Genomic DNA, 26,291 nt, shown 5'->3' on the forward strand with positions numbered 1-26,291 from the left:
GGCCGATGGTTGCCCGGACCCCGGCAAGGTCCTCCCCGGCTTCTACGCCGACATGATCCTCGTCGACGGCAACCCACTCGAAGACATCACCATCCTGCAGGACATCAACAAGATCACCGCCGTGATGAAAAACGGCGAATTCCACCGCGAACCGGCCAACGGCCAGGAAATCGCCACCACCGCAGGGGACCTCGTACCCGGCTACGTAGCAAACCTTTCGATCGGTGGCCTGTTTGTTGCGGGCATTTTGCCAGCGGCTGTCATCGGCATAGCGCTGCTGGTTGTCGCTGTCATCACGGCACCGCGCCTGGGTCAACAAGCATCAAAAATCGGCGCCGCGGCGCTTGTACCGCGACGAAACGCTTCGCAGGTTTTGAAGTTGGTGGGCGGGGCATCAACCGCCTTGGTGATGATTGTTATCATTTTTGGTGGCATCTTGGGGGGAATCGCCACCCCAACTGAGGTCGCAGCATTCGCGGTGGTTTACGCCTTCGTGGTCGGTGGCCTCATTTTTCGGGAAATGAAACTGGGGATGACAGCCTCGTTTCTTGTACGCTCGGCATCGTTGTCCGGCATGATCTTATTCATCGTCGCAGCTGCCCAGGCTGTCACCTACGTACTGACGGCCCAGCAGGTCCCACAGGCGATGGCGCAGTCCCTCGTCGGCCTGGCACATGCCCAAGGAACGTGGTTGTTCCTCTTAGTCTGCACGGTGATGTTGATCGTGATGGGCTCGGTTTCGGAGGGGGCCCCGGCCTTGATCATCTTTGGTCCCTTGCTGCTGCCGATTGCTGTACAGCTGGGCGTCAACGAGCTTCAATTTGGGATCCTGCTTATTCTGGCCATGGGTCTTGGACTATTCTCGCCGCCATTGGGCGTTGGCCTTTACACAGCATGTGCCATTGGTGGAGTGCCGATGGAAAAGGTCGCCCGCCCGATGCTGAAGTATCTCGCTGCAATTGTCGTCGTACTTATCGGGATCATTTTCATTCCCTGGCTCACTCAGGCACTGCCTCATGCTTTAGGGCTGGGATGATGACCACTGTGAACGAAAAAAAGTCTGCTCCCACGATCCGGGCAGTGGCTGTGGAAGCTGGGGTGTCGGTTGCCACTGTCTCTGCCGTGATCAACCAGACCCGCTTTGTCAGTGCTGAGACTGCCCGCCGGGTAAACGAGGCGGTCCAACGCAGCGGTTACCGGCCGAACCGGCTTGCCCGCGGCCTGAGCAAACGCCAGACAAAAACCATCGGAATCGTCATGCCGACAGTCCTGAGCCCCATTGCGCCGCTGCTACTCAAGTCGGCTGCAGATGTTTTGCACGAGCACGGCTTCGCCGTCTTGTTCTCAAATACTGAAATGCAGGTGACCTGGGAGGAACAGGCCATCGAGTTGATGTTCGATTCCCAGGTTGACGGTCTTTTGGTGGTGCCTGCCGGTGAGACGTTGGACTCGCTCAAGCTCTTTGCCGATGCTGGGAAGCCGGTCGTCCTGCTTCTTCATGGCCTTAAGGGGGCAAGTGGATGTGACGTCATACGGTCCGGGAACTTCAAAGGATGCTTGGATGCTGTAAATCATCTGGTGGCCCAGGGCGCTCAGCGCATCGCGGTTCTCGCCCTTCCCTTGGTTAGCGAATCGGAAAAGGACCGCATGGATGGATTCCGTACCGGGATACTTGCGGCGGGCCGGACGCTTGAGCCCGAACTAATCCGGGTAGGCGCTCCTAGTGAAAGCGGCGACAGCGAGCAGCACGGCTACCAGGAAACGCTGAAGCTCATGAATCTGCAGAATCCACCCGACGCCATCTTCGCGATGAACCAATACATGGCAATCGGCGCCCTCTCAGCCCTAAAGGAGCTCAACCGCCGAATACCCACGGACGTGGCGCTGGTCGGCTATGACGATTTGATCTGGACAAAAAACCTTGAGCCGCCCATGTCCGTAGTCGCCCAGCAAGTTGAGCAGATAGGACATATGGGCGCGATGCGTCTTATAGGCCGGCTATCTAACACCGACAGTTGGGGAGCTGGCGAGACTGTCACCGTGGACACCCGGCTCATCGTCAGGGCCTCCAGTTGCCGCAGTCAGGGGGCCAACGACTGAACGACCCTTCTGCTTCACCTTTCCCTGATAGCGCAAGCGACTGATACGGAGAATATCCGATGGCACATCTTCTTACTAACAAAAACGTCCTGATCACTGGCGGGGGAGTCGGTATCGGACGGGAGGTTTCCCTCGAGCTTGCCCGTGCCGGCGCCCGGGTGGCTATCACGTACCTCACTCACCGTCCGGATGAGGAGCTTGAGCAGGAGATCAAGGAGGCGTCCGGCCAGGAACTCACGGCCGTCCATCTCGACGTCACTTCCGAAGCCGATGTTCGGAAAGCCTTGAGCGACATCGCGAATTCGCTGGGTAGCATCGACGTGCGCGTCAACAATGCGGGCGGTCTCATTCAGAGGGCCTCCATCGAAGAGATGGACTTTTCACTGTGGAACAAAGTCATGGCCGTCAATCTCGACAGCACGTTTCTCGTAACCCACTATGTCCTGCCTTACATGAAGACACGCTGGGGCAGGATCATCAACATCGCTTCCTTGGCCGGTCACAACGGGGGCCATCCCGGCGCGGTGGCTTACGGCACGTCAAAGGCTGCGATCTTCGGTTTCACCAGAGGCCTCTCCAAGGAAGTCGCCCCCCGGGGAATCACAGTCAATGCCGTGGCACCAGGCTTCATCGAGGCCACACTTCCATGACACCTTCACATCACCGGAATCCAAGTCGGCGACTATTGAGTCCATCCCCGTGGGTCGCGCCGGAAACCCCGCAGATGTTGCCGCCACCGTCGCCTGGCTCGCTTCTCCCCAAGCATCATTCGTTACCGGGACCACGATCAATGTCAATGGAGGTCAGTATTTTGCGTAGCGCCGGACAGCCCCGAGCGAGTGTAGAGATGACAAGGGGATGATCACATCCACACTTACGCACCCGGACATGATTGCAGCTCTCGCCGCTGCTGGGCACGGTTCCACGGTGCTCCTGACTGACGGTCATTATCCTGCCAAGACAGCAGTAGGTGTCCATGCCCAGACTGTCCATTTGAACCTTACATCTGGCACTCCTGCAGTTCCGGAGGTCCTCAAGGTTGTGCTTGACACGATTCCAGTGGAGCAGGCCACGCTGATAAGTCCCAGTGCGGATGCCTCACCCTCAGCGGTCCAAAGCGAAATCCTGCAGCTTCTACCCGAAAACATTCCCGTCACCCACGTGGGCAGACACGACTTTTACGCACTTGCCCGCAATCACGACCTGGCCCTCTGTGTGGTGACCGGTGACAACCGCAGATTTGCAAACGTACTGCTCACTGTTGGCGTCCTCGGCCGGAGCTAAGCTGTATTACGAGATGCCTTCGCGGCCGAGGCATTTTGGCTTGAGGGATTGTGCGATTTCGGTAGGTGCCTGCGCATTACTGCTGGACAGCGGCTTCGGGACTGCATACATTCGATATGATGCTGATCACGTATGTGAAGGTGTCCTCCTCGGGCTCCATGCAGGTCTTGAGGAGACCGCTGTAGCCTGACGGCGGGCGAACGCATGCAGCGGAAGAGAGCTCCCCGTCATGGATGCCTCACATTTCACAGCGTTTCTTGAAGAGGCCGCCGTTCCTAAATTTGATAGTTATTCCCACCTGTCCGCCAGCTGCCTTTACGGGCTGTAAGTCCACTGGTGCAGACTCACAGGCCTTCGGGCGAAGCCGGACTTTACGTCGCTGCTGTTGCCAGCACCTGAACGGAACCAGAGCAGCCCAACTGGTGTGCTTGTTTGGTCCCCACAACATCCACTGCGGCGAACCCGTCCAGAAGGCGGTTTCGAGCTCCACCGACTCGGCGGACCAACATGTAGTGATCGAGCAAGGAGGGTTTGGACACGTCTACCTGACCGCCCGTGTCCTACACTGCTTCCCGCGGTTTCCAAATGGAGCTGCCGGACTAGGCCTGCGGCCTGCAGTGACGCGATTTGCCAGCACACCTTTCCCTTGGGGGTGAGTTGGCAGCATGAATAATAGCTCCAGCAGTGGCGGCGACAACCAGGAATACGACGATGGCCGCCCGGCTCCCGCTACGCGGCGGCAGTATCGAGGTTACCGTTATGGACGATCCCCGCATGGCTGCACTGAAGATGCTGCAGCGAAACGAGACTACCGTTGACGAGCTTTGGTTGTGGTACTGGGCGAACGGCGGTACTGCCGAGCCTTTGGTTTTCGACGCTTACTTATATGGGCTGCAGGAGCCGGACGATTATGACGACATTATCCGCGGCTGGGTGATCGAAGTACTCACTGCTCGTTAAGACATCTCTCCTGGTCCCGACCGCTGCATGCGTGGCTCGTGGGTAAGCATCTGGGATGACGAGGCGGCCTGCGAGCTGGCGAGGTCTGCATATCGGGTGTGCGTATGCAGACCGCCTTCTGAGGAGCGACCGGTTTTTGAGGCCGTCCTTGTTGCCCAGTGGAAGCAGGTTCCGCCCGGTGTGTCATTACAGGTAGGGGAATACGCAGGCTCTGGTGCTCGTGTTAGATCCCTGCGGCGTTGGCGTAGAACTGTTGGTCTTCCCGCCAGCCACCCATGCCCATTCCGATGTCCTTGACCTCGGTGACGAATTCGATGCCCTGGACCCATTTGATCATTTTGAAGCCGAGTTGGGTCTCAAGCCTGAGCCTCAGTGGGGCCCCGTGTTCGATGGGCAGTGGTGCGCCGTTCATTTCGAGGGCGAGGAGAGCTTGAGGTTGCCAGGCGAGGTAGATGGGGATGGTTGTGTAGTAGAAACCGTACCGCCCTTCTCCTTCGGTCAGGCCTTTGTCGTCCATGCCGTAGAAAACCACGTACTTGGCTTCCGGGTGCGGTTTGACCAGTTGCATGACGTCGGAGAGGGGAATTCCTGCCCATTCGGCAATGGCGGTCCAGCCTTGGATGCAGTTGTGCTTGGTAATCTGCCGTTGCTCGCCGAGATCACGCAGTTCCGGCAGCGAGAACCTCATTGGTTCAGCAACCAGGCCGCCGACGGTCAGGCGGTAGTCACGGAAGCCGTTCGCTGCCATCTGCTCATAGGCCTTCGTGGGCGGCGGATAACCGTTGACGCGGAAATAGGGAGAAATCTTGCTTCGGGAGAAATGCTGACGAGAAGTGCTGGCCCGGGATATGACCCGCTCAAATGGATTCACCAACCGGCCCAGTATCCGTTGGGTACGGCGACGGTAACGAAGGGAGAACCAGGTGATGACGACGTGGAGCATTACGATTGCCAGGAGCCCGGCGAGTCCGATGCCAGTGGCAAGTCGGCGGTCCCCGTTGGGGTTCCCGAGAACGATGGCAGCGAATTCTTGCGGAAGGCCGTGGATGACGACCAAGAACACGTGTACGACGGTGAACGCCGCGAACGCGCACATGATCAGGAAGTGCAGGCTGCGTGCTCCTTGCTTGCCGCCGAACAGCTTTCCGTAGCGGGGGAAGCGGGCAAGCACTGAAGGTGACATAGCTGCACCGGTTAGAATCTGCAGTGGAGCCATTATGAAGATCACCACGAAGTAGGCCAGTTTTTGCGCCGGTTCGAAGGGTTCGCCTGGGATCTTGGCCGGCAACTCAAATTGCAGATAGGTGCCGACTGCCTTCAGCGAACCGGGGATGATCGACCAATGGGTGGGAACGATGTATTGCCAATAGCCCGTGACGAACATGGTGACGACATACACGACGCCGGTGAGTATCCAGAACTGGACGGTCATGAAGTGCCAGTGGCGGCCCAGGCCGAGGTTTTTTCTGCCCGGTAGGGCAACCACCGGTGACCAGGACTCCTCCTCGTCCAGAGACGACCATGGTTTACGCGAGTCGGGCCCGAAATTCTTCTTCGACAACCGCAGCCATTGACGTCCTGGCGGGCAGTCATCATGCCAGTACAACTTGGGGAAGGCTGAGAGTACCTCTATGCCGGACCGGAAGAGCATCAGCATCAGGGCAAGGTTCAGGAAATGGGTTATCACCACCCACGCGGGAAAAAATTCAGGCATACGTCCTCCTCAATACTTGGCGATGACGATTGGACGCCTCGCTGCTACGAACAAATGTGTGTGGAACGCCTGGCCGCCTCCGCTCTACTGGCGGGAAAGAACGGCTCGGCGCAGACTGTTGGGTATGGCCAGTTACGGAACCGACACCGTCCAACATGAACTCGCCCACTTGCGCGCCGCACTTCTGGGCGGCCGCGGCCCCGGCGCGCCCGACAGCGAAATCAGCCGCCACACTAGGGACCGCAAGTGGCTCGGGAAACTCCCAACCCCGATAGCACTGGAATCTGTGGCGGACCAAGCACAACGTGCACGAGCCGGGACGTCGTTCCGTTCATCGAGCAGCCCGGCACGCTGGGGCGGAATTACCATCGTTATTGTTCTGGCCGGCGGTGTGGCTCTTCTGGCGACCTGGTTGCTTCGAAAAATACGCAGTGTCAGGTGGCCCGGGCCCGGGGAGGCGCCGGAGCAGTCCAGACTGAGTCTCTGGACAAAAAGCCGATGGTGACGCGCCCATAAGATGTCACCCGTGGGTTTTTTCTTCTTTGGCCAGTTTGTCGATCTTGTCCAGCTTGAGGTAGCGGAACTGGCGGATGAGGCGCAGCGTTGGCTTAAGGGCGAAGCAGATGGACCCGACGAGGAAGCACCATAGCGCCGGGACCTTGGCTTCGGGAGAAAAGAACAGGACGCTTCCGATGATGAAAAGGCCGGCAGCGGTGAAATCGACCACTGTGTAGATGACTTCGATGCTGGCGTACACCTGTTCGTGAGCGGAGGATCTCTGGCTGCCCCGGGCATCGAACAAGCGGTGCATTCCGTCCTCTTTCTGCTGCGGTTTCTGCATTGGCTGGTTGGGGAAATCAGGGGCGGGTCCGCCGCAAAAATCGACACACACGTTCCGGCGGACGTCACCGGGGGAGCGGGGGTTAGTCTCTGTTGGAGTCCTTCGTGATCAGGTCGGACTGGATGTTCTCGAGAGAACGGTCCTTTGTCTCCGGAACCTTTTTCAGGAAAAACAGGAACGCCAGGATGCCAAGACCGGCGTAGAGGTAGAACGTGCCTTGGCGGGTGATCATCTGACCGAGGCTCAGGAACGTGGCGGCAACCAGGAAGTTTGCGCCCCAGTTGACCAGGGTGGCCACGGACATGGCCTTGCTGCGGATCCCCGTCGGGTAAATTTCGGAGATCATCAACCAGAAGACCGGGCCCAGGCCGATCGCGAATGAAGCGATGTAAAGCAGCAGACCCACCAGGGCAAGGTAGCTTGCGTGCTGTTGGAGGGCGCCGGAGCTGAAGTAGACGGCGAGCAATACTAAGGACAGCGTAAGCCCCACTGTTCCGGTGAGCAGGAGTTTGCGCCTGCCCAGCCGGTCGATCAGAAGTACTGCGATGACAGTGAATACCAGATTGGTCAGCCCGACGAACAGGGTCTGTGTGATGGAGGTGCTCTTGGTCAGGCCAGTGTCGGAGAGGATTGTCGGGGCGTAGTAGATCACCGTGTTGATGCCCACGAATTGCTGGAAAACGGCCAAACCTAAACCGATCCACAACAGCGGACGTATCTCGGGCCTAAGAAGATCCCGGACCTTCGCTGCGGATTCGGCGTCGTTGGCCTTTTTTATGTCCTGGATTTCCTGTCCCACCCGCGCGCCGTTAACGCCTTCGCGCAGGCGCTCGAGCACCTTGTGCGCCTCCTCGCCGCGGCCCTGTTGCACTAGCCAGCGAGGGGTGTGTGGGACGGTCAGCATGCCGATGGCCAGCACCGCGCCGGGGATGACACCGAAGCCCAGCATCCAGCGCCAATTGTTAGTGAAGCCTTGGAACAGGAAGTTCACTATATAGGCCAGCAGGATGCCTGCGGTGACGGCGAGTTGGTTAAAGGAAACGAGCCCGCCCCGGACGCGTGGCGGACTTACTTCGGAAATGTATAACGGGGCTACAAAGGAGGCCGTGCCGACCGATACCCCCAGCAGGAACCTGAAGCCGATCAGCATGGGAACGCTAATCGAAAGGGCACAGCCCAGAGCGCCGACGACATAAATGGATCCTGAGATCACCTTGGTCCATTTCCGGCTGATCTTGTCCGCGAGGTACCCGGAGATCAGGGCACCAAGCATCGCTCCAAGCAACAGGGAGGACACGATCCATTCCTGGGCGGCTGCACTCGCGTTCAGGTCACTCTTGATGAACAGCAGCGCGCCTGAAATTACGCCTGTGTCGTAGCCGAACAGCAAACCACCCACCGCCGCGATAACCGAGGCACGCAGCAGCAGGCCGTTGCCGCTCCGGCGCATCTCGCCTACAAACCCAGCCATCGCCAGTCCCTCCCTTTAATCTTGTCTTTTTCTCTTGACGCCTGATCAATGGAAAGTGGGCCTTGCTGGGGCGTTCCCGCCGGGTAGGTCGGCTGCCGTGCAGTGGATTCCCCGATTCTGGCTCTCCAGTTTCCTGTCAGGACGGTAACAGCAGACCCCCCATGTAGTTGCCTACAACATACCATTGCGTTTGCGCAATAGAAAGACTTGTGTGGTCCAATCGCGGCCTTTCGGATGAGGGCACCCGGAGGATACTACTAAGAACTACGCGACGGGGCAGTGAAGCTGCTGTTCTACCGGGTCGACCCCCTAGGGATCGACCAAACGAATTTTCCATTCTCCATTGCGTTGGAGCAACTATTGCCTTTAGACTCGTCTCTATGGCTGAGGCGTCAACCGACTTCCCCCCGCATGTTTTACGCGAGTATGCGATGGTTGCGGACGGTGCCCGGGCGGCGTTGATAGGTCCCCGGGGAGATGTGGTGTGGATGTGCGCCCCACGCTGGCATGATGATGCAGTCTTCTCGGTGCTGTTGGGCGGGCCTGGGACTTTCGCGGTAAGTCCGACTGATTCCCGGTATGTGTGGGGCGGACAGTACGAGGACGGCACGCTGATTTGGGTGAGCAGGTGGGTAACAGCGACAGGAATCATAGAGTGCCGGGAAGCGCTGGCATATCCGGGGGATCCTACCCGCGCCGTACTGCTGCGGCGGATTTCTGCTGCCCTGGGCCCCGCGTCCGTTCGGATGATAATGGACGCACGGGCCAACTTCGGCAAGCACAAAATGACCCGACTTTCCTGCCACGACGGTGTCTGGACTGCGCGTTCGGGGAACCTGAGGGTACGTCTGGTGGGTGCGCCGGGGGCGAAGTCCGGTGACGACGGTCTTGAAGCAGTCTTTGATCTGGCGGAAGGCGAATACCACGACCTGGTGCTGGAAATCTCCGACCACCAACTGCCCGAAGAGCCAGCGGAGCCAGGGCCCACGTGGAGCGCCACGGAGAATGCCTGGCATTCGGTGGTCCCGCGGTTCGATAACACGATATCCGCCGATGACTGCCGGCAGTCATATGCTGTTCTCCGCGGAATGACAGGGGTGGGGGGAGCGATGGTGGCGGCCTCCACCATGGGCTTGCCGGAGCGGGCGGAGCAGAAGAGGAATTACGACTACCGCTATGCGTGGATCCGGGACCAGTGTTACGTCGGCCAGGCAGTCGCGGCCTGCAAGATGTTTCCGCTGTTGGACGACGCGGTGGGTTTTGTTGCCTCCAGATTGCTCGCGGACGGCCCGGACATGCGGCCCGCTTACACCACGGAGGGCGGCCAGGTCCCGGATGAATGGGACGTCGGGTTGCCCGGATACCCGGGTGGCGCGGGCCGGGCCGGGAACTGGGTCAATGATCAGTTCCAGTTGGACGCTTTCGGGGAGTCACTGCTGTTGTTCGCCGCCGCTGCAGAGAATGACCGGCTGGACCTTGAGCAGTGGAAGGCGGCAGAAATTTGTGCCGATGCCATTATGGCGCGGTGGCAGGAACCCGATGCGGGCATGTGGGAACTGGACAACCGCAGGTGGGCCCACTCCCGCCTCATCTGTGCTGCCGGTCTGCGGGCCATTGGACGAAACGCTCCACCGCAACAGGGCGCGAAGTGGACCTCACAGGCTGACACACTGATTACGGACGTTGCCAGCGACTGCCTGCACCCCAGCGGGCGGTGGCAACGCGCACCGGATGATGACCGCGTGGACGCGTCCCTGCTTCTTCCGGTGATCCGTGGTGCCCTTCCCCCGGATGACCCCCGCTCCGTAGCCACCCTTAAAGCAGTACAGGACAACCTGGCCAGGGACAGGTACCTGTACCGCTTCCGCCAGGACGGACGGGCCCTGGCCAAGTCCGAGGGGGCTTTCCTGCTCTGTGGTTTTGACATGGCCATGGCCCTGCATCAAAGCGGAGAGACCACCGAAGCGATTCGGTGGTTCGAAAGAAACCGGGCTGCCTGTGGCTCTCCCGGCCTCTTCACGGAGGAGTACGACGTCGAGCAGCGCCAGCTTCGGGGCAATTTCCCGCAGGCCTTTGTGCACGCGGCCATGCTCGAAACCTCGCGTCGGCTGGCGGATCCTCCGCCCCCGTGGCGGGGCCTGGGTTCCTGACAGCCACTACCACCAACCACAAGTTTGGGGAAGCAACCGAGACACGACGAGGAGCACGCATGAACACCTTTAAAGGCAAGACAGTGGTGGTTACGGGCGCCAGCGGCGGTATCGGTCGGGCTACGGCCATCGGCTTCGCTCGACAAGAAGCGTCAGTCGCTCTGCTGGCACGGGGAGAAGCAGGACTGGCTGGTGCAGCAAAAGAAGTGGAAGCGGCGGGGGGACGGGCACTGACGATCACGGTGGACACCTCCGATCACGATGCCCTCGACGCGGCAGCTGCCGAAGTTGAGCGGGAACTGGGTCCAATCGACATCTGGGTTAACGTGGCTTTCACTTCCGTCTTCGCCCCCTTCACGGAGATCAAACCCGAGGAGTACAAGCGCGTCACCGAGGTCAGCTACCTCGGGTACGTCTACGGGACCATGATCGCACTGAACAGGATGAAGAAGCGGGGGCAGGGCACTATTGTCCAGGTGGGCTCGGCTCTTGCCTATCGCGGCATCCCGCTCCAGTCCGCTTACTGCGGGGCAAAACACGCCATTCAGGGCTTCAACGAATCCCTTCGGTGCGAACTGCTGCACGATCGAAGCCCGATCAAGACAACAATGGTGCAGATGCCGGCCGTCAACACACCACAGTTCAGTTGGGTGCTTTCCCGTCTGCCGAATAAGGCCCAGCCGGTGCCGCCGATCTACCAGCCCGAAGTCGCAGCCCGTGGCGTCCTTTACGCCGCCGCCCACCCGCAGCGCCGGGAGTACTGGGTTGGAGCTAGCACCATGGGCACCCTCGTGGCCAATGCCGTCGCGCCAGGGCTGCTCGACAAGTACCTGGCACGGACGGGATTCAAATCTCAGCAGAGGTCGCAACCGCGCGACCCCGACCAGCCTGTCAACCTTTGGAAACCGGCAGACGAGGATCAGGACTTCGGCACCCATGGAGCATTCGATGGGCGTTCAGCAGAACGGAGCGCACAATTGTGGGCTTCCCATCACCACGGCGTCCTGGCAGCGGCCGGAGCCGCGGCAGCAGGTCTGTTGACATTGTTCCCTTTGCTGCTGGGAAAGAGGGGGCGGCCATGAGGGCGCCGGAGGCCGTCCGGGCAGCCTACGGCCTATGCCAGCTGGTCTCGCCGGCGGTGATGTTCCGTCTGGCGATCGGACATCAACCAGAATCAGGTGCCAGCGTCGTGATGCGGATTCTGGGCGCCAGGCACCTCTTCCAGGCCGTGGTCATCGGTGCTGCCCCAACCTCGGCCGCTCTGCACTGCTGCGGCGGTGTTGTGGATTCACTGCACTCGGCCAGCATGGTTGCCCTGGCGGTTGCCGATCACCGGCACCGCAGGGCAGCCGCCTCGGATGCCATCGTCGCCGCGCTGTTCGCAGGCATGGAATTTGCCGTGGCACGCCGTTGCAGGCCGGTTCCGCCGGTGGCGTCCCCCAGGCGGTGGTGACGCGGTGCTGGTTGGACAGGGCAGGGTCAGTTCGAAGTGTGTAGCGCAAGGACAAATTCACGCAGTGATACAACCACAGCGTGATGAGAGGGGAGCGGCATGAAGACACCAGTTCCGACGAAGACGACGATTCACGGGATAGACCGGTTGATTCGGAATGTGGAAACCGGGCGCTTTGAGCGGTCCCTTTCCGGGTTGACTGCAGCCGGCGCCCTGGTCACGGCTGTAGAGATTTATTTCGAACACGACAAGGCAAGCTTCGGTAACAAACTCATGTGGCTACCGGTCGCCCTCGGTCCGGTGGGAGCGGCTGCCGGGATCGCCGGAGTCTTCAGTAAGCGGATGGCCAAGACAGCGCTTCCCCTCGCGTCCGCGGCGATCGTGGCCAACGGCTTGCAGGGGACGTATCTGCACGCGCGGGGCATCGCACAGAAGCCCGGCGGGTTCTCCAACCTCATGTACAACATGGAGATGGGTCCACCGTTACTGGCACCGCTTTTGGTGACGCTGGTTGGCGGGATGGGTTTACTCGCAGCGGTACTGAGGAGGGAAAGGTGACAGCACTCCCGCTTGACCCGAGGGACGGCGGCGGCCGGTTCCCCGGCTTTGACGCGCAAGGGCAGTCCGCCCACTGGGACCGGGTGACCCAGGGCGTCGTGCTTGCCCGCCTGGGCCGGCCGACAGACCTGCGGTTTTTTACCGTGGCTGAGGAGGCAGCAGCACGGGCGCTGTTTGATCAGTTGCTTGACCAGCGGCAAGAGCCGCGGGTTCCAGTGGTTAACATGGTCGATGCCCGCCTGGCTGAGGGCCAGACTGACGGCTGGCATTACGAGGACATGGAACCGGACCCGGCTGCCTGGCGCAGCACCCTTGCGGAGCTGGACTCCGAGGCCCGTGAACGGCACGAGAAATCTTTCGCTGAGCTGTCCTGGGATGAACAAACGGCGCTCCTGACGGACATCCACGCAGCCGACCAGTGGCGGGGCCGGCAGGCGTCGCGGGTGTGGAGCTTGTGGACGCGGTATGCGTGCACAGCGTTCTACTCACACCCCCTGGCCTGGGACGAGATAGGTTTCGCCGGGCCCGCGTATCCCCGGGGATACAAGAATCTCGGGCTCAACGCCCGGGAACCCTTCGAGGTGGCAGATGCGCGCCCGGGCCAGGACCCTGCAGCAGCCAAGGGCACGTCCGAAACAGGAAGGCAACGCTGATGGCTTCGGTAAAAGATCGCAATGCCTCTGCTTGGCTGCTGCCTCCCGTGCCGGGAACAAATCATGCCCTGCGCACCGACATGGCCAGGTTTTCCGACGAGGATGAAGTCGACATTGTGATCGTTGGCTGCGGGGCGGGCGGCTCAACCCTGCTGCAGCGCTTGGCCCGCGCTGGCTGGAAGGCCGTGGCCTTGGACGCCGGTCCTTTTTGGGACCCTGAACGCGACTGGGTGAGCGACGAAGCAGGCTCGCACCATCTGTACTGGACCGAACCCCGGGTGATTTCCGGGGATGATCCCGTGCCGCTGGGGTCGAATAACTCCGGCAGGGGAGTGGGCGGTTCCATGGTGCACTATGCCGGGTACACGCCCAGGTTCCACCCCAGTGACTTTCACACCTACCGCGCGGACGGCGTTGGCGCTGACTGGCCGCTGGAGTACGAGGAACTCAAAGCCTATTACGAGGACATTGAGGGAGAACTGCCGGTGGCCGGAGAGCATTGGCCGTGGGGCGACCCACACTCATACCCACACAGTCCCCACCCCGTTTCCGGCAACGGTGAACTGTTCCTCCGCGGGGCGCTGGCATGCGGCGTCACGGCCAAGGTCGGCCCGGTTGCGATCGCCAACGGCCGCTTCGGCAACCGGCCGCACTGCATTTACCGCGGTTTCTGCCTCCAGGGCTGCAAGGTCAATGCAAAAGCCTCCCCGCTGATCACCCATATCCCCGACGCCCTGCACCACGGCGCCGAAGTACGGGCCGACTCGATGGTCACCCGTATCGAAATAGACGACAGAACGGGCAAGGCCACCGGCGTGCATTACGTCAGGCACGGACGCGCCCGCTTCCAGCGCGCCCGGATCGTTGCTGTCGCGGGGTACTCCATCGAGACCCCCCGCCTGCTGCTCAACTCCGCCTGTCAGCGTTTCCCCGAGGGGCTATGCAATGACTTCGACCAGGTGGGTCGGTACCTGATGGTCCAAGGGGCACCCCAGACAGCGGGCAGGTTCGACTCAGAAGTACGCATGTGGAAAGCCCCACCACCGGAAGTCAGCTCGGAGGACTTCTACGAAACCGACCCGTCCAAAACGTACAAGCGCGGATTCTCCATCCAGACGGTGTCGCCGCTGCCCATCACCTGGGCAGAACACGTCGCTGCCCAAGGCCATTGGGGAGCGCAGCTGCGCGAATACATGAGCGACTACGTGCACTGGGCCTGCCTGGGAGCGTTGTGCGAGTTCCTGCCCCAGGCCGGTAACCGCGTAACGCTTGCTGCCGAAAAAGACCGGAATTCAATGCCCGTGGCACATTTCCATTACTCCCAGTGTGAGAATGACCGCCAATTGATGCGCGCGGCACAGGGAGCCATGGAGAAGATCCTGCAAGGCGCAGGAGCTGACGAGGTCATTACGATCAAGCGTTTTGCCCACCTCGTGGGCGGAGCCCGAATGGCTGCCGACGAACAGCACGGCGTTGTCGACTTGGATTGCCGCAGCTTCGCCGTATCCAACCTCTACATCACGGACGGAAGCGTATTGCCGACCCAGGGAAGTGCCAACCCGGCCCTAACCATCATGGCCATCGCGGCCCGTGCCGCGGACCGACTGATCGCCAGCGGTGCCACCCAAGCCACCTGAACCACACAGCGTTAAACAAGAAAGGCCGGCCATGCGCCCCAGACGAACTACATCGGATCCGACTCTCATCGGCCTGGACGTCAGCACTTACACAATTCCCACCGACAGCCCGGAAGCAGACGGCACTTTCGCCTGGGATTCCACCACGATTGTGGTGGTCCGTGCCCGGGCTGGCGACTGCGAGGGGATCGGCTGGACGTATGCACCGCCCTCCTGCGCGATGCTGATCACAGAACTGCTCGAACCGGCCATCTCCGGATGCTGCGTCTGGGACACCGCAGGCGCCGCCGTGGCGATGCTGAGGGCCGTTCGCAATACTGGTCGGAGCGGGCTGGCCGGCTACGCCATCTCCGCAGTGGACTGTGCCTTATGGGATCTGAAGGCACGCTTGCTTGACCTTCCCCTGTACCGCCTCTTGGGAGCGGCGCGCGATAAGGTCAACATTTATGGCAGCGGCGGGTTCACCACCTACTCCCGGCAACAACTGGAGGACCAGCTTGCCGGTTGGGTCCACGGCCAGCACATCCCTCGGGTGAAAATAAAGATCGGCCAGGACAGTGGAAATGACGTCGCACGGGACTTGCAGCGCATTTTCGAGGCGCGGACCATCATCGGGGACGGCGCGGAACTGTTCGTCGACGCCAACGGCGCCTATACGGCAAAACAAGCCGTAAGGGTTTTCGAAGCGGCTCAGGAATCCCGGCTCGCGTGGTTTGAAGAGCCCGTGTCCTCCGACCATCTGCTCGGACTGCGGAGCGTCAAAGAGGCAATAACTGCCGACGTTGCCGCGGGGGAATACGGTACCGACCTGTTCTACTTCCAGCGGTTATGCCAAGCCCAGGCCGTGGACTGCGTCCAGCTGGACGTCTCACGCTGCGGCGGCATCACGCAGTGGCTGCGCATAGCTGCTGCCGTGGCGGCCTATGGGCTTCAGGTCTCCGGCCACTGCGCACCACATCTGAGCGCTCATGTCGCGGCCGCGACGGAAAACTTTCGGCACTTGGAGTGGTTCCATGACCACGTCCGGATCGAACAGATGTTCTTCGAGGGGACCCTGGACCCCGGTGGCGGCACGATCTCACCTGCTGCAGACTCCCCAGGCAACGGGCTGACCTTACGCGGCGCCGCCGTCGAAAAGTACCGGGTGAGTTAGACAAGCGTGCCAGTAACTCGCCACCCCGGCGTGCTGACTCAACGCGGCGCCTATGTTGACTGTGTTGGTGCCGGTAACTCCACGTCTAACGTAAAGGACGTGCTCGGTTCCTGGTACCCAACGGGTGGCAACGTTCCGTGCAGGCTCCCCTCGGTTCGGAGGCGGGCCTTCCAGTGGCCCCGGCTTTGTGGTTGGTCAGGTTAGCCTGTTCGGCATTGCCGAAGTAACGACGGCTCCATCTTTCCCATTGGTCGGATTGTTCGAACCGGGGTTCTTCTTGTTTACGTCGGAGAACCGCCAAGCAACCAGAAGAATGGTGCAGGTTGCACTCCGTCCAGCCGAGGCCTTTAGGGACTAAGGATCGCATCCATCGTTCGTTTCCCACTGTCTGCTGCGCCCTCCTCATGAGCGTGTGGCCAGCCTGAACTGCACCCAGATCACCGGCCACCCCTGCGGCCGGTGATCTGGGTGCATGTGGAGGTCGAAGAACGTGTCACCTCGTCTGAGTCCTGCGCGAGGGGTTTATTCTCAGGGAGTTTTCTTCACTGGCTTGTGCGCGTCCGTGCTGCGGAAATGATCCTTTGGAAGCCGCGCATGTGCCAGCGGCCGGTCGCCGCCGCGCCGCAGTGTCAGCATTACCAAGCCGGCGGCCAGCAGGCATGCCGCCAGGAATATGGAGGTGGCAAGGAAGCTGCCGTGCGTCACGTCCTGCAGGTATCCACCCACGTAGGGTCCGACGAATCCGCCGAGGTTGCCCACCGCGTTGATCAGCCCCATGGCAGTGCCAGCGACGGCGACGGGCATGGCACGGGACGCCGAAGCCCAGAAGGGACCGTCATAGGCCAGGGCGCCGGCGACCGCGATGCTGATCAAGGTGATGGCGAGGAACGGAAGGTTATCGCCGGTCGCCACAGAGATCACCAGGGCGACAGCACCAATCGCCATTGATAGCAGCACGTGGGTGGAGTAGCGGCCGGAACGGTCGGCTGCCTTGGCGTTGTACCAGAGACCGAACATTGCCAACACGTACGGGATGGCCGTGATCAGCCCGACCTCTATCGAGGAACCCGATGTAATGGTCTTGATCACGTGCGGCAGCCAGATGTTGATGCCGTAGAAGCCGATCTGGATGAGGAAATACACCAGGGTCAGTCGCCACACCACGCTGTTAGACATAACGTGGCGCAGTCCGAGCTTCTCCTGCTGGGGATGTGCCGCTGCGTCAGCAGCGAGTCCCTCCTCGATGTATTCGCGCTCCTGGACAGAGCACCACTTCGCTTCCCGCGGGTGGTCGGCGATCAGGGCCCACCACAGCGGAGCCGCAATGATGAACGGGAAAATGCCCTCGATGATGAACAGCCACCGCCAGTCCGAGAAAGAGAGGATCCACCCGGACAGCGGCGCTGTGATGATGGAGGCGATCGCGATGTTCATCATCCACAGCGCATAAGCGCGCGCCCGCTCAGCGGCGGGGAACCAGTGGCTGATCAGTACAAGGATCGCCGGCCAGATCCCGGCCTCGGCCACGCCAAGGAAGAAGCGCACCACGAGCAGTTGGGTGAAGTCCTGGATGAAACCGGACAGGACAGCCAGCACGCCCCAGATGAGCACCATGATGCCCACGAACTTCTTCGCACTCCAGTGCTCGGCGAGATGTCCGCCTGGTATCTGCAGGACGAGGTAGCCGATGAAGAAGATGCCTGCCGCCAGGCCCTGTTGGGCGGCGTCGATGCCCAGGTCCTGATGCAGCCCGTTCAGGGCGAAGCCGATGTTTGTCCGGTCCATAAACGAGATGATGTAGACAATGATTGCGACGGGAATCAGCCGCTTCCACCGGGCATTACCCACGGCAGGTGCGGACGTCACATTCCGTGCCATCAGAATTGCTCCTTCGCATTATGGCTTATAAAACTGCGCCCCCAGTGCGCCGTTGCTCTCCCGCGACCCGGAGGGGGCCACGCCTTCCGCTTGCTGGGCGGAACGAGCAGGACTCTTACATGTGGAGCCCGCCAAGACGGTGCTCCAAGCCACCCCACAGTCAACGGAGGGGTGGCTTCACCGGCGGACCCTGCTCTTATTCTCATGCAATTGTTGCTTCAGCGCAAGAAGTAGTTCCTGCCGCTTTGAGTGTCCTCCGTATTCCTTCGCCAGGTAGGATTTGGGGGCATTTCGCGTCCGGGCAACAAAGCCGGCGCGCTGCCATCGAGGGCGCCATCCGCGCCCACCGGTCATGACGCGACCCCTGGCGAGCAGTTGAACAGAGTCAACGGCTTTAGCCTGCTCCAGCCAGATAGAGGTAGTAGTGGTCCAGATGGCATTCCCCGGGTGGCGAAATCGACGGCTCCGGGGTCATTGGCCCTTTTGCAGGGTCATCATGAGGGGGCGGGGTTATGGCGGTCCTGCGAGTCGGCGCTCTCGTCAGTGTTCTTTCTCGTCGTGGGCCTCGCCGATGTGAAGTTTTCCTTTTACGCGTTCAATTCCTTCGGTGAGGAGGGCCTTGGCCGAGTCGCGCATCACGTCGACTCCGTCGGGGTCTTTCTTTAGCAGAGCTTCTGCTGTGTGCTTTGCGAACTCGAACGTGATGTGAGGGGGAAGGGGCGGTACGTTTTTGCTCGTGTAGGCATCGATGAGAGTGACCCCGCGATGGGCGAATGCGGTGTCCCAGGCGCCGGGGACCTCATCGTCTGTTTTGACGCGGATTCCGGTGAAGCCGAGCATCTCCGCCCACCCGGCGTAGTCGACGGACTGAACGTTCTGCGAGGTGGACCAGACAGGGTTCGCGTCCTCGGTGCGCATTTCCCAGGAAACTTGTGTGAGGTCATTATTGTGCAGAATCAGGATGATCAGCTGCGGGTTTTCCCATTCCTGCAGGTATTTTTTGATCGTGATCAGTTCGTTCATGCCGAGCATCTGGAAGGCGCCATCGCCGATGGTGCAAATAACGGGTCGGTCGGAATAGGCGAATTTTGCGGCTGTGGCGTACGGCATGGCGGCGAGCATGCTGGCGAGTCTTCCGGAAAGGTCACCGAGCATGCCCCGGCGGAGTCTGATGTGGTGGCCGTACCAGTCTGCCGTGGAACCGGCGTCGGCCGTGACGATGGCGTCCGGTGGCAGGCGCTTGTTCAGTTCGTGATAGACGCGTCGGGGATTGACGCCGTCTTTGTAGGTCAGCATCGCCTGTGCTTCCATCTCACTTTCCCACTCCAGCATTTCCTTGGCGACGGTGTTCTGCCACGAGAGCTCGGTTTTTTGGTCCAAGTGCGGGATTAGCGCCCTGAGGGTTGCCTTCACGTCACCCCACAGGTTGAGTTCGGTGGGGTAGCGCAGCCCCATTTGCTCGGGCTTGAGATCGATTTGGATGGCTCGTGCTTGTCCGCTCTTAGGTAGGAACTGGCTGTAGGGGTAGTTGGTCCCAAGGAATACCAAAGTGTCGCATCCGCTCATTTGGTGGGCGCTGGGCAGCGAACCCAGGAGACCGAGTTGCTGTGAATGATGAGGCACGTCGGAGGGGATTACCTGTTTCCCCCGCAAGGCGGTTATCAGCCCGGCACCACAAATGTCGGCGGCCTGCAGGACCTCCTCGGTGGCCCCGTTCGCCCCGTGTCCGACGATGAATGTGACTTTACTGCCCGCGTTGATGATGCGGGCGGCCTTCTCGATTTCGTTTTGCGCGGGGATGATTGAGATGGATGGGGCGACAGCACTGGAGCGTGATACCCAGTTTTGGGGAGTGAGTTCGGGCATTGTCATTGCCTGCACATCGTGGGGAATGACGATCACGGCGGGTCCGAGCCTCACCTTGGCAGTACGGAAGGCGGTGTCGACGACGGCCTGCGCTTGCTCCGGTGAGACGATCGTCTGGACATAGACCGCGACATCGGCCATGGTGCGTTCGAGGTTGCTTTCCTGCTGGGTAAAGGTACCGAACGCGTTCAGTCCCTGCTGGCCCACGATGGCGACGACCGGCTGGTTGTCCATCTGAGCATCGTAGAGGCCGTTGAGCATGTGGAAGGCCCCGGGGCTGGAGGTTGCCACGCAGACACCGACTTCGCCCGTGAACTTGGCGTGGGCGGTCGCCATTAGAGAACAGATCTCCTCATGCGTGGGACGCACATACTTCAGACCTGCTTCATCGCGCTGGGCCTTTTCCAAGGCGCCATCGAACTCGCCAATCCCGTCACCAGGAAAAGCGAAGATGCGGCTGACACCCCATTCCCTGATGCGTTGGATCACAAAATCGCTGACAGTTGCCATGGTTCTTCCTCCTGCTTTTGTGTTGGCACGATTCAGGCATCGTGGACCAGATGGGCGCTTGAGGTCGGCTTCGCGCACCCCGTGGTGTCATTCAGCTGCCGCCCGGGGCCGGGCCAGAGGCGAGAATAAAACCGGCGAAAACAGGGGCGCCCCCTATACAAGAGCCGACGATCATTCCGGGGTTCTGCCGTATGGCAAGCGGTCCCCCCGCGGACGCCGCCCTACCGGCCGGGACCAGCGCGGGCAGCGCACCGGCGACCGTTGCCGCGCACAGCCCTTGGATGATGGCTGTTGAACCTCGGTCCATGATCTTCCCTTTCAAAAAGGGTGCGGGCGAGTTGCAGAAACGTCCTTACCACTACGCTACCATTGCGCCTACGCAAAGAAAATATTTTCCTGGCAGCCCCTTACCCTGTATCTCCGCATCTCGATTATTTTCCTTCCAGGTCCCCGGAGAAGAAGGACACCGCCAGTCGCGGCATCCGCGCGGGATTCTGGACCCTGGTTCTTTAGGAATTCCGGCATCCATGGGGTGTTTTATGACGTTACGTTGCCGGCTACCGTTTGATTCCTGATTCATCGCCAGTACCGGTGAACGGCCCAATGACTGATGCATGGGACCTCCGGTGTTGGGCGCTCGTTTTCGAGGGGCTCCGGAGGTCATCTGAGCCTTTGTCTTCCGCCAGTGGAGTTGCAGGGCATCAGCTCCATGATTTGTGCGGTGAGTGGATGGGGGAGGCTTTGGCAGGAGTCGGCGGGCAATCACGAGAACGCGCCGCTGATGAGCTGCGGCCGCTGGTGCCCGGTCCAGCTCCTTCGCGCGCTACCTTCCCCAGTCACCAGGCGCGTGGTTCCCCGCCGGTAACGTCCGGTAGCTGAGTTCTGGTGAGGGCAGTCCAAATTCTCCTTTAAGCGCGGATTGGGCGGCGTACCAGCCGCACAGGCCATGCACTGAGGGCCCCGGTGGGGTGGAGGATGAACATAGATAGATACCTTCTGCTGGTGTCCGCCAAGGGTTGGATGAGATGACCGGTCGTTTGAGCAGTTGGCGGGCTGAGAGTGCCCCTGCGGAGAAGTCGCCTCCGACGTAGTTCGGGTTGTATTGGCTGTATTGGTGGGCTGTGATGGAGTGTGTTGCCAGGATGACGTCCCGGAAGCCCGGCGCGAATTGTTCGACTCGACGGGTGATCGTTTCTGTCGTGTCCAGGGTGGAGCCTGCAGGGACGTGGGTGTAGGTCCACAGAATGTGGTCTCCTGAGGGGGCTCGGGTGCTGTCCAGGGTCGATGGTTGGCAGGCAAGGACAAATGGCTGCCTGGGATGTCCTCCAGAGGCGACTTCGGCCTCGGCCCGGGACATCTCCGCCCTTGTTCCGCCCAGGTGCACGGTGGGTGCGGCGGCAAGGGCGGGGTTGGCCCAGGGTATGGGCCCTGAGAGGGCGAAGTCGACTTTGCTGACCGCGTTCCCGTACCGGAACGATCCAAGTTTGCGCAGGTAGTTCGTGGGGAGTTCGGCGCCGGCGACTTGGGCAAGGCCCGCTGCGGAGAGGTCCAAGAGGATGGCCTTCGGTCGGCAGCCGTTACGGACTTCGGCCAGGCCGGTGATGGGGGAGTCAAGGACGATCTCGCCGCCATGGTTCAGCAGGTCCTCGGCCATGGCGTCGGCGATTGATTGGGATCCACCGACGGGGAGCGGCCAACCGCGGGCATGGGCGTGCGCGCCCAACAGCATTGCTGTGCCGCTGGTGGCCAGGCCGGGCAGCGACCCAATGCAGTGGGCGCTGACACCGGTGACCATGGCTGGGGCGATGTCTCCTTTGAAGCGTGTGTTCCACCAGGGCCCGCCCTGTTCCAAGGTCCTGGCCGCGTAGAGGAGCGCTCCGAGGCGGTCACGGGGGATACGCAGCAGTTGGTGCATGGTGAGGTCAGTGATCCCGTCGACCCGTTCAACGAGGGGTTGGAACAGCCGACGGTACCGGTCCCCGTCCGGGCCCAGGCCTTCAGCGGTCCGGGTGAGGCTGCGGAATGCGATCCCGGCGGTGGCTGCGTCCACGGTGTGGGCGTAGGAGATTTCTGGCACGCGCAGTTCGATGCGCTTTTCAAGTTCAAATGCTTGGAAGAAGGGGCTGGCAAGGGCCATGGGGTGGACAGCTGAACACACGTCATGGCGGAACCCCGGTAACGTCAGCTCCGCCGTCCGGGTTCCACCCCCGATTTTGGCCGCCCCCTCGATCAACTGGACTTTCAACCCGGCCCGCGCCAAGGTTACGGCAGCGGCCAGACCGTTGGGTCCCGCCCCCACAACAACGGCGTCCGGCTTCACGTGGCACTTCCACTGACAGAATCCTCGCGCCCGCCGGACCGGCTGTGGTCGCCGTTCTTGGGACTGGGCAGGGGCGTGTCACTGTGCCTGGCACGGCCTTGGTGGAGTTGCAGGGCGCAGTGGATGAGGGGGAAGTGGCTGAAGGCTTGTGGGGTATTGCCCAGTTGCCGCTGGTTCTTGGGGTCCCATTCTTCGCTGAGCAGGCCCACGTCGTTGCGGAGGCTGAGGAGTCGTTCGAAGAGTTCCTCGGCCTCGCTTCGCCGGTTGATCCCCAGCAGGGCGTCGACCAGCCAGAAGGAGCAGGCGAGGAAGACCCCTTCGGTCCCAGGCAGGCCGTCGTTGCTGGCCTGGGGGTGGTAGCGGAGGACAAAGCCGTCCTGCGTGAGGTGCTGCTGGATGGCCTCGACAGTGCCGATCACGCGGGGATGGTCGTGGGGCAGGAACCCTACACGGGGGATCAAAAGGAGGCTCGCGTCCAGCTCGTTGTTTCCGTAGGACTGGACAAAGGTATTGCGCTCGGTGTTGAAGCCGTGCGTCATGACGTCTTCATGGATGCTGTCGCGAAGTGCGGCCCAGCGGTCCTCAGGACCTGGGAGGCCGGAATGCTGGATTCCTTTCACCATGCGGTCTGCGGCTACCCAGCACATAACTTTTGAGTGCGTGTTCTGGCGGCGTGGGCCGCGCATTTCCCAGAGTCCGTTGTCGGGTTTGTCCCAGTTGCCTTCGAGGTATTCCATAAGTGCTGTTTGGATGTCCCAGGAGTCATCGACAGTGTCCGGAAAGGCGGCGCGGGTCAGGGAGAGCCCGTCCAGGACTTCCCCCCATACGTCCAGTTGCAGTTGGGGTGCGGCGGCGTTTCCAGTCCGGACCGGTTTGGAGTTTTCGAACCCGGAGAGCCAGGGCAGTTCCATTTCGGGGAGGCGGCGGGTGCCGTCGATGCCGTACATGATCTGCAGGTCCGCTGGGTCACCGGCGACGGCGCGCAGCAGCCATTCCCGCCATGCCGCCGCTTCTTCGGTGTAGCCTCCGGCGAGCAGTGACTGCAGCGTCAGGGTCGCGTCGCGGAGCCAGCAGAACCGGTAATCCCAGTTCCTGGACCCGCCCGGGTCCTCGGGCAGGGACGTCGTTGGGGCGGCCACGATGCCACCAGTCGGGGAGTAGATAAGCCCCTTGAGCGTGATCAAGGAACGTTCAACGGCGTCCTTGTACTTTCCTTCCATCTTGCTCCGGCCGATCCAGTCCTGCCAGAAGTCCTCCGTCACTCTGAGGGCCCTGTCAGGGTCTGTTTGGCGCGGGGCAGGTTTGCTGCTGGGAACCCAGGTCAGCACAAAGGGAACCTTCGCCCCGGCCCGGACAGTGAAGTCACTGACCGTGCGCATGTTCCGGCCTTCGAGCGGGGCCCGCGTTGTGAGATAAGCGGCATCCGGGCCCGCGACAGCGCTCAGTCCGTGGTCACTGCGCCGCACCCAGGGCACGATATGACCGTAGTCGAAGCGCAAGCAAAGCTCCCCGTACATCTGCACGCTTCCGCTGAGGCCCTCCACAATCCGCACTAGATCAGCAGCGTCATCGCGGATTGGCATGAAATCGGTGACCCTGACGCTCCCGTCGGCCGTTTCCCATTCGGTCTCAAGGATCAGGCTGCCCGGGCGGTAGCGGCGGCGTGTGCACTTCTGCGCACCTGCCGGCGCCAGGAGCCATCGCCCCGCTGCCGGTGTGTCCAGCAACGCGGCGAAGCATGCAGGGGAGTCAAACTTCGGCAGGCACATCCAGTCGATTGAGCCGCTGGTACTGATCAGCGCGGCTGTGTGCAGGTCCCCGACGAGCGCGTAATCACTGATATCAGACATGGCTGCCTCTCCTGGCCGTACCGTTGAGTGCTGGAACCTGCAGTTCGGGGCGGCGGCCGGGCCCCCGCACTGCACGGATGGCCAAGAGCACCGACATTGCCGCCCCTATGCCGGCCAGGACCATACCGGTCCCGCTTGGTCTCTGGAGGACAGTGTCGGGGTGGACATGGCCGGATCTGCCGGGGTAAGTGACCTCACCAGGCGATACATCCCATGCGTCGGGGGCGGGGAAAGTTCCAGCCGGTAGTTTTTCCTGCCGCAGCCGGCGTCGATTGGCAAGCCTGCGACGCACATCTGCACTTGGAGCGGACAGGGCGTTGTCGGCCGCAACAGCCGCGGGGAAGTCAATAATGTAAGGCTCTCCGTAGAATGCCGAGGAAGCCACGGACTCGAGCCAAGTGCCCGGCGGGATTTGGACGCCGTTTTCCGCGAAGGCGGACCGCAGCCTTTTCAGGATCTCGTCGAGGCTTTTGCCCTGGGCGTCCCTGGTGACGTCGAAGATAGCCAGCTGGAGCTGCAGTTTGGCGTCCGCTTCCGGGTCTGTGGCGCTGGGGTCCTGCCCCGTCGGGTCCGGGTTCACCGGCTTAGGGTCGGGGCGGCCGGCTTGATCTGGATTAAAGCTCATGGGAATCCTTTCAGTCGTGTTTCAGCCGCCTACCTGGTCAACCGTGAAGGCGGCCAGGAATCCGACGGCCGCGATGAGGCCGGTGAGCAGGTGATGTTCTTCGAAGGCTTCGGGGATCATCGTGTCGGCGAGCATGGCCAGGATCGCTCCAGCGGCCACCGCGGTGATGAACGCGACAACTTCCGCGGGTGCGTCCTGCAGGACAAGGAATCCGATCAAGGCTGCCAGGCCCGAGACCACAGCAATTCCCACCCACACCCCAAATACATATTTGGCACTCCGACCCGCCTTTTTCATGCCGGCGGTGCTGGAGAGGCCTTCGGGAACGTTGGAGATGAAGACGGCGGCCAGCATGGCAGGACTGACTGCACCGGCGGTCACCAGGCCGACGCCAAGAACCACGGACTCCGGGATACCGTCCAGGAGAGCCCCGATGGCGATGGCGGTCCCGCTGCCTGGCTTTTGCTGCTCCGAGGGCTGTTTCCCGCCGGACCGTTTACGGTGTTTCGCCCCTTTTCGGGCCAACAATGCGTTCGCGGCCACATAAACGACGGCGCCGGTGGCGAAGCCGCCGATGGTGGGCCACAGGCCCCCGCCGTTCACTGCTTCTTCCACGAGTTCAAAAGCCAGGGCAGAGATCAAAACCCCGGCACCAAAAGACATCACGGAAGAGACCACCTTGGACGGAATCTTCCACTTCCACGCCAGGCCGCACCCCACAACCAGGGCACCGCCGGCGATGGTGCCCCACATCCAGGCCAGCAACCAGGCCGGCATCACGCAACCCCTGCCAATAGGCGAGTTGTCGACTCTGTTATCAGGATTTTCATAGGATGAGTCCTTTCGATTGTTGTCCGCGTTTAGCGGGGGCGACATGTATCCACCTGCGCCGGAAGCGCGATCTTGGAGCCGTGCGGCGGCCCGCTTCCACGACCCCGGCCACTACGCCGACAGGGCCGAAGGCGACCGGCGCCCGCGCGCTGGTGCCTCGTCGGTCAACGAAGATCTTCACGGCGGTCAGCGCCGAAAGGGACAGTTCAGGCCGACCGGTCTGCACATTCCTGATGAGCCGGTCGATCCCCTTGATGGATCCGGCCCCGGCGCCTTCTGCCTGTCGTGTTCTCACAATTTCTCCTGCTCCGGATGGTCCCGTCCTCGCGCTGCGGGAGCTTCAAACTTTGCGGGAAAGCAACTATCGGAGGAAACTGGTACTTATGGATACTGCTGGTGGATCTGAATCAGTCCCGGAACCTTCGAGCCGGGAAGTT

22 protein-coding genes are annotated in these 26,291 nt (G+C 61.4%); 13 read left to right on the plus strand and 9 right to left on the minus strand.

The features are described 5' to 3' along the window. Positions 1–52 precede the first annotated feature (52 nt). The 6 genes from LFT46_RS08890 to LFT46_RS08910 all read left to right on the plus strand — a co-directional run bounded on the left by LFT46_RS08890 (position 53) and on the right by LFT46_RS08910 (position 4,344). Positions 53–1,036 carry a TRAP transporter large permease subunit gene (locus LFT46_RS08890; RefSeq protein ID WP_236821855.1) on the plus strand — a complete coding sequence of 328 codons (984 nt, stop codon included), beginning with the start codon at positions 53–55 and terminating at the stop codon, positions 1,034–1,036. Then, positions 1,036–2,100, plus strand: a complete 1,065-nt coding sequence (locus LFT46_RS08895) for a LacI family DNA-binding transcriptional regulator (RefSeq protein ID WP_236821856.1) — start codon at positions 1,036–1,038, stop codon at positions 2,098–2,100. The genes LFT46_RS08890 and LFT46_RS08895 overlap by 1 nt, the downstream gene beginning before the upstream one ends. A gap of 59 nt (positions 2,101–2,159) precedes the next feature. Continuing rightward, a complete protein-coding gene (locus LFT46_RS08900; protein WP_272910830.1) occupies positions 2,160–2,750 on the plus strand; it encodes an SDR family NAD(P)-dependent oxidoreductase in 591 nt (196 codons plus the stop codon). Further along, positions 2,710–2,919: an SDR family oxidoreductase gene (locus LFT46_RS21335; RefSeq protein ID WP_442863683.1), complete on the plus strand. Its 210-nt coding sequence runs from the start codon at positions 2,710–2,712 to the stop codon at positions 2,917–2,919. The genes LFT46_RS08900 and LFT46_RS21335 overlap by 41 nt, the downstream gene beginning before the upstream one ends. A gap of 69 nt (positions 2,920–2,988) precedes the next feature. Beyond that, positions 2,989–3,384: an RbsD/FucU domain-containing protein gene (locus tag LFT46_RS08905; protein ID WP_236822016.1), complete on the plus strand. Its 396-nt coding sequence runs from the start codon at positions 2,989–2,991 to the stop codon at positions 3,382–3,384. Between the two features lie 759 nt (positions 3,385–4,143). Next, positions 4,144–4,344 (plus strand): hypothetical protein, encoded by a 201-nt coding sequence (locus tag LFT46_RS08910; RefSeq protein WP_236821857.1) that lies wholly within the window; start codon positions 4,144–4,146, stop codon positions 4,342–4,344. A 223-nt stretch (positions 4,345–4,567) separates the two neighbouring features. Here LFT46_RS08910 and LFT46_RS08915 read toward each other — a convergent pair whose 3' ends face one another. From LFT46_RS08915 to LFT46_RS08925, 3 genes are all read right to left on the minus strand, one after another. Further along, positions 4,568–6,058, minus strand: coding sequence for a molybdopterin-dependent oxidoreductase (locus tag LFT46_RS08915; protein WP_236821858.1), 1,491 nt, complete (start codon positions 6,056–6,058; stop codon positions 4,568–4,570). Between the two features lie 520 nt (positions 6,059–6,578). Then, the gene (locus tag LFT46_RS08920; RefSeq protein WP_236821859.1) at positions 6,579–6,869 is read right to left on the minus strand and encodes a YrhK family protein; all 291 of its coding nucleotides are present in this window, start codon (positions 6,867–6,869) and stop codon (positions 6,579–6,581) included. A gap of 112 nt (positions 6,870–6,981) precedes the next feature. After that, on the minus strand, positions 6,982–8,370 hold the full coding sequence (locus LFT46_RS08925) for a sugar porter family MFS transporter (RefSeq protein ID WP_236821860.1): 1,389 nt from the start codon (positions 8,368–8,370) through the stop codon (positions 6,982–6,984). A 431-nt stretch (positions 8,371–8,801) separates the two neighbouring features. On the opposite strand from LFT46_RS08925, the gene LFT46_RS08930 reads away from it, so the two are divergent. The 7 genes from LFT46_RS08930 to LFT46_RS08960 all read left to right on the plus strand — a co-directional run bounded on the left by LFT46_RS08930 (position 8,802) and on the right by LFT46_RS08960 (position 15,974). Beyond that, positions 8,802–10,520: a glycoside hydrolase family 15 protein gene (locus LFT46_RS08930; RefSeq protein WP_236822017.1), complete on the plus strand. Its 1,719-nt coding sequence runs from the start codon at positions 8,802–8,804 to the stop codon at positions 10,518–10,520. Between the two features lie 59 nt (positions 10,521–10,579). Further along, the gene (locus LFT46_RS08935) at positions 10,580–11,602 is read left to right on the plus strand and encodes an SDR family oxidoreductase (RefSeq protein WP_236821861.1); all 1,023 of its coding nucleotides are present in this window, start codon (positions 10,580–10,582) and stop codon (positions 11,600–11,602) included. Next, a complete protein-coding gene (locus LFT46_RS08940; protein ID WP_236821862.1) occupies positions 11,599–11,973 on the plus strand; it encodes a hypothetical protein in 375 nt (124 codons plus the stop codon). The genes LFT46_RS08935 and LFT46_RS08940 overlap by 4 nt, the downstream gene beginning before the upstream one ends. Before the next feature lie 99 nt (positions 11,974–12,072). Then, positions 12,073–12,531: a hypothetical protein gene (locus LFT46_RS08945; protein ID WP_236821863.1), complete on the plus strand. Its 459-nt coding sequence runs from the start codon at positions 12,073–12,075 to the stop codon at positions 12,529–12,531. Beyond that, complete coding sequence (locus tag LFT46_RS08950; RefSeq protein WP_236821864.1) at positions 12,528–13,184, plus strand: gluconate 2-dehydrogenase subunit 3 family protein; 657 nt, start codon at positions 12,528–12,530, stop codon at positions 13,182–13,184. The genes LFT46_RS08945 and LFT46_RS08950 overlap by 4 nt, the downstream gene beginning before the upstream one ends. Then, positions 13,184–14,821: a GMC family oxidoreductase gene (locus LFT46_RS08955; RefSeq protein WP_236821865.1), complete on the plus strand. Its 1,638-nt coding sequence runs from the start codon at positions 13,184–13,186 to the stop codon at positions 14,819–14,821. The genes LFT46_RS08950 and LFT46_RS08955 overlap by 1 nt, the downstream gene beginning before the upstream one ends. Before the next feature lie 31 nt (positions 14,822–14,852). Next, a complete protein-coding gene (locus tag LFT46_RS08960) occupies positions 14,853–15,974 on the plus strand; it encodes an enolase C-terminal domain-like protein (protein WP_236821866.1) in 1,122 nt (373 codons plus the stop codon). 528 nt (positions 15,975–16,502) lie between these two features. On the opposite strand, the gene LFT46_RS08965 is transcribed toward LFT46_RS08960, so the two are convergent. From LFT46_RS08965 to LFT46_RS08990, 6 genes are all read right to left on the minus strand, one after another. After that, positions 16,503–17,852: an MFS transporter gene (locus LFT46_RS08965; protein ID WP_236821867.1), complete on the minus strand. Its 1,350-nt coding sequence runs from the start codon at positions 17,850–17,852 to the stop codon at positions 16,503–16,505. Positions 17,853–18,392: 540 nt separating this feature from the next. Beyond that, the gene (locus tag LFT46_RS08970) at positions 18,393–20,228 is read right to left on the minus strand and encodes a thiamine pyrophosphate-requiring protein (RefSeq protein ID WP_236821868.1); all 1,836 of its coding nucleotides are present in this window, start codon (positions 20,226–20,228) and stop codon (positions 18,393–18,395) included. A gap of 823 nt (positions 20,229–21,051) precedes the next feature. After that, on the minus strand, positions 21,052–22,548 hold the full coding sequence (locus LFT46_RS08975) for a phytoene desaturase family protein (protein ID WP_236821869.1): 1,497 nt from the start codon (positions 22,546–22,548) through the stop codon (positions 21,052–21,054). Next, on the minus strand, positions 22,545–24,398 hold the full coding sequence (locus LFT46_RS08980; protein ID WP_236821870.1) for a glycoside hydrolase family 15 protein: 1,854 nt from the start codon (positions 24,396–24,398) through the stop codon (positions 22,545–22,547). Before LFT46_RS08980 ends, LFT46_RS08975 begins: the two co-directional genes overlap by 4 nt. Continuing rightward, positions 24,391–25,023 (minus strand): hypothetical protein, encoded by a 633-nt coding sequence (locus LFT46_RS08985; RefSeq protein WP_236821871.1) that lies wholly within the window; start codon positions 25,021–25,023, stop codon positions 24,391–24,393. Before LFT46_RS08985 ends, LFT46_RS08980 begins: the two co-directional genes overlap by 8 nt. 21 nt (positions 25,024–25,044) lie before the next feature. Further along, the gene (locus LFT46_RS08990) at positions 25,045–25,800 is read right to left on the minus strand and encodes a ZIP family metal transporter (protein WP_236821872.1); all 756 of its coding nucleotides are present in this window, start codon (positions 25,798–25,800) and stop codon (positions 25,045–25,047) included. Positions 25,801–26,291: the final 491 nt, after the last annotated feature.

It is taken from the genome of Arthrobacter sp. FW306-07-I, assembly GCF_021800405.1.
Classification (GTDB): Bacteria; Actinomycetota; Actinomycetes; order Actinomycetales; family Micrococcaceae; genus Arthrobacter.

What these genes read in the sequence shown, in the direction of transcription:
- LFT46_RS08890 (WP_236821855.1), top strand. Translation starts at nt 53, where the DNA reads ATGATCCTCGTCGACGGCAACCCACTCGAAGACATCACCATCCTGCAG.
- LFT46_RS08895 (WP_236821856.1), top strand. Translation starts at nt 1,036, where the DNA reads ATGACCACTGTGAACGAAAAAAAGTCTGCTCCCACGATCCGGGCAGTG.
- LFT46_RS08900 (WP_272910830.1), top strand. Translation starts at nt 2,160, where the DNA reads ATGGCACATCTTCTTACTAACAAAAACGTCCTGATCACTGGCGGGGGA.
- LFT46_RS21335 (WP_442863683.1), top strand. Translation starts at nt 2,710, where the DNA reads ATGCCGTGGCACCAGGCTTCATCGAGGCCACACTTCCATGACACCTTC.
- LFT46_RS08905 (WP_236822016.1), top strand. Translation starts at nt 2,989, where the DNA reads ATGATTGCAGCTCTCGCCGCTGCTGGGCACGGTTCCACGGTGCTCCTG.
- LFT46_RS08910 (WP_236821857.1), top strand. Translation starts at nt 4,144, where the DNA reads ATGGACGATCCCCGCATGGCTGCACTGAAGATGCTGCAGCGAAACGAG.
- LFT46_RS08915 (WP_236821858.1), bottom strand. Translation starts at nt 6,058, where the DNA reads ATGCCTGAATTTTTTCCCGCGTGGGTGGTGATAACCCATTTCCTGAAC.
- LFT46_RS08920 (WP_236821859.1), bottom strand. Translation starts at nt 6,869, where the DNA reads ATGCACCGCTTGTTCGATGCCCGGGGCAGCCAGAGATCCTCCGCTCAC.
- LFT46_RS08925 (WP_236821860.1), bottom strand. Translation starts at nt 8,370, where the DNA reads ATGGCTGGGTTTGTAGGCGAGATGCGCCGGAGCGGCAACGGCCTGCTG.
- LFT46_RS08930 (WP_236822017.1), top strand. Translation starts at nt 8,802, where the DNA reads ATGGTTGCGGACGGTGCCCGGGCGGCGTTGATAGGTCCCCGGGGAGAT.
- LFT46_RS08935 (WP_236821861.1), top strand. Translation starts at nt 10,580, where the DNA reads ATGAACACCTTTAAAGGCAAGACAGTGGTGGTTACGGGCGCCAGCGGC.
- LFT46_RS08940 (WP_236821862.1), top strand. Translation starts at nt 11,599, where the DNA reads ATGAGGGCGCCGGAGGCCGTCCGGGCAGCCTACGGCCTATGCCAGCTG.
- LFT46_RS08945 (WP_236821863.1), top strand. Translation starts at nt 12,073, where the DNA reads ATGAAGACACCAGTTCCGACGAAGACGACGATTCACGGGATAGACCGG.
- LFT46_RS08955 (WP_236821865.1), top strand. Translation starts at nt 13,184, where the DNA reads ATGGCTTCGGTAAAAGATCGCAATGCCTCTGCTTGGCTGCTGCCTCCC.
- LFT46_RS08960 (WP_236821866.1), top strand. Translation starts at nt 14,853, where the DNA reads ATGCGCCCCAGACGAACTACATCGGATCCGACTCTCATCGGCCTGGAC.
- LFT46_RS08965 (WP_236821867.1), bottom strand. Translation starts at nt 17,852, where the DNA reads ATGGCACGGAATGTGACGTCCGCACCTGCCGTGGGTAATGCCCGGTGG.
- LFT46_RS08970 (WP_236821868.1), bottom strand. Translation starts at nt 20,228, where the DNA reads ATGGCAACTGTCAGCGATTTTGTGATCCAACGCATCAGGGAATGGGGT.
- LFT46_RS08980 (WP_236821870.1), bottom strand. Translation starts at nt 24,398, where the DNA reads ATGTCTGATATCAGTGATTACGCGCTCGTCGGGGACCTGCACACAGCC.
- LFT46_RS08985 (WP_236821871.1), bottom strand. Translation starts at nt 25,023, where the DNA reads ATGAGCTTTAATCCAGATCAAGCCGGCCGCCCCGACCCTAAGCCGGTG.
- LFT46_RS08990 (WP_236821872.1), bottom strand. Translation starts at nt 25,800, where the DNA reads ATGCCGGCCTGGTTGCTGGCCTGGATGTGGGGCACCATCGCCGGCGGT.